Source organism: Shewanella sp. 125m-1, assembly GCF_052977065.1.
The window spans coordinates 1-2,069 of record NZ_JBRILT010000088.1; the positions used below are offsets into that span (position 1 = coordinate 1).

A 2,069-nucleotide genomic window follows, 5' to 3' on the forward strand; every position below is an offset into this window, starting at 1 on the left:
CACTAGTACCCATAGCTTCGGTGTATTGCTTAGCCCCGTTAAATCTTCCGCGCAGGCCGACTCGACTAGTGAGCTATTACGCTTTCTTTAAATGATGGCTGCTTCTAAGCCAACATCCTAGCTGTCTAAGCCTTCCCACATCGTTTCCCACTTAGCAATAACTTTGGGACCTTAGCTGATGGTCTGGGTTGTTTCCCTTTTCACGACGGACGTTAGCACCCGCCGTGTGTCTCCCGTATAGTACTCATTGGTATTCGGAGTTTGCAAAGGGTTGGTAAGTCGGGATGACCCCCTAGCCTTAACAGTGCTCTACCCCCAATGGTATTCGTACGAGGCGCTACCTAAATAGCTTTCGAGGAGAACCAGATATCTCCGAGTTTGATTGGCCTTTCACCCCCAGCCACAAGTCATCACCGCATTTTTCAACATACGTGTGTTCGGTCCTCCAATTGATGTTACTCAATCTTCAACCTGCCCATGGCTAGATCACTCGGTTTCGGGTCTACACCTTGCAACTAAACGCGCAGTTAACACTCGGTTTCCCTACGGCTCCGCTATTCGCTTAACCTTGCTACAAAATGTAAGTCGCTGACCCATTATACAAAAGGTACGCAGTCACGGTCTCAAGAACCGCTCCCACTGCTTGTACGTATACGGTTTCAGGTTCTATTTCACTCCCCTCACAGGGGTTCTTTTCGCCTTTCCCTCACGGTACTGGTTCACTATCGGTCAGTCAGGAGTATTTAGCCTTGGAGGATGGTCCCCCCATGTTCAAACAGGATGTCACGTGTCCCGTCCTACTCGTTTTCACGTAAAGTTAGTTTTCATGTACGGGGCTATCACCCTGTGCCGCTGTGCTTTCCAACACATTCCACTAACACCCTCTACGCTTAAGGGCTAATCCCCGTTCGCTCGCCGCTACTAGGGGAATCTCGGTTGATTTCTTTTCCTCCGGGTACTTAGATGTTTCAGTTCCCCGGGTTCGCCTCACTACACTATGTATTCATGTAGTGATACATGCTTATGCATGTGGGTTTCCCCATTCGGACATCGTTAGCTCAAATGCTTGTTACTAGCTCGCCAACGCTTTTCGCAAGTTACTACGTCCTTCATCGCCTCTGACTGCCAAGGCATCCACCATATACGCTTAGTCACTTAACCATACAACCCAAATAAGTCTCTATGAGACGTACTCGTTGTCTTGAGCGGGTAAGCTCAACACAGCCGTACTGTAACTAATGGTTTCTACTTTCGCCAAAATTAGAATTTTTTACTTAATCCCTCACAAATAAATGTGAAGCAGTAAGCCAAGACACTTAATGTTAAGTGTTTTTAGAACTCAATTTTTTAATTTCGCATTAATGCTATAAACAACAACCGATAAATCAGTCACTGTCCCTTTCACATTAACACTATCAGCTTTCCAAATTTTTAAAGAGCGGGCTTAAAAAAGCCAAAGATAAATTCTGCATTTATCTTTGGCATCTCTAACCAGTGCATGAGCTTACAATTTCAGCAAAAAAGTAAGTAAATGGTGGAGCTATGCGGGATCGAACCGCAGACCTCCTGCGTGCAAGGCAGGCGCTCTCCCAGCTGAGCTATAGCCCCATTTACATGCAGTCAAACAAATTAATCAAATGGTACACCAAATCGAGATTACTCAAGGCAGGTTAATGCGACGTTTAGTGTTATTCTAAACGAGTATTAATCTAACGATGAATAAGCGAAGATTTGGTGGGTCAGAGTGGACTTGAACCACCGACCTCACCCTTATCAGGGGTGCGCTCTAACCAGCTGAGCTACAGACCCATTCTTTTTGGTCTTTTAATCCTTTCTCATCGTTACTATCATCGTTTCTCAGTCATGTGCTAAAGCACACTCCCTGCGAGACTCTTCAAGTGCCTTGATTAAGAATCAAAATCCTCAAAAATAACCTTTCGATTATTTGCTCTTTCTTTACGACAAGCATATCTGTGTGAACACTCAACAACTATTAAGTTAGTCGTATAGGTAAGGAGGTGATCCAGCCCCAGGTTCCCCTAGGGCTACCTTGTTACGACTTCACCCCA

At 45.4% G+C, this 2,069-nt stretch carries 2 tRNA genes and 2 rRNA genes; all 4 read right to left on the minus strand.

What is annotated here, in order from left to right:
- Positions 1-1,161, minus strand: a 23S ribosomal RNA gene (locus ACVBIK_RS20600); the annotation flags it as partial.
- A 371-nt stretch (positions 1,162-1,532) separates the two neighbouring features.
- Positions 1,533-1,608 (minus strand) — tRNA-Ala (locus ACVBIK_RS20605).
- A gap of 124 nt (positions 1,609-1,732) precedes the next feature.
- A tRNA-Ile gene (locus ACVBIK_RS20610) sits at positions 1,733-1,809 on the minus strand.
- Between the two features lie 202 nt (positions 1,810-2,011).
- A 16S ribosomal RNA gene (locus ACVBIK_RS20615) occupies positions 2,012-2,069 on the minus strand; the annotation flags it as partial.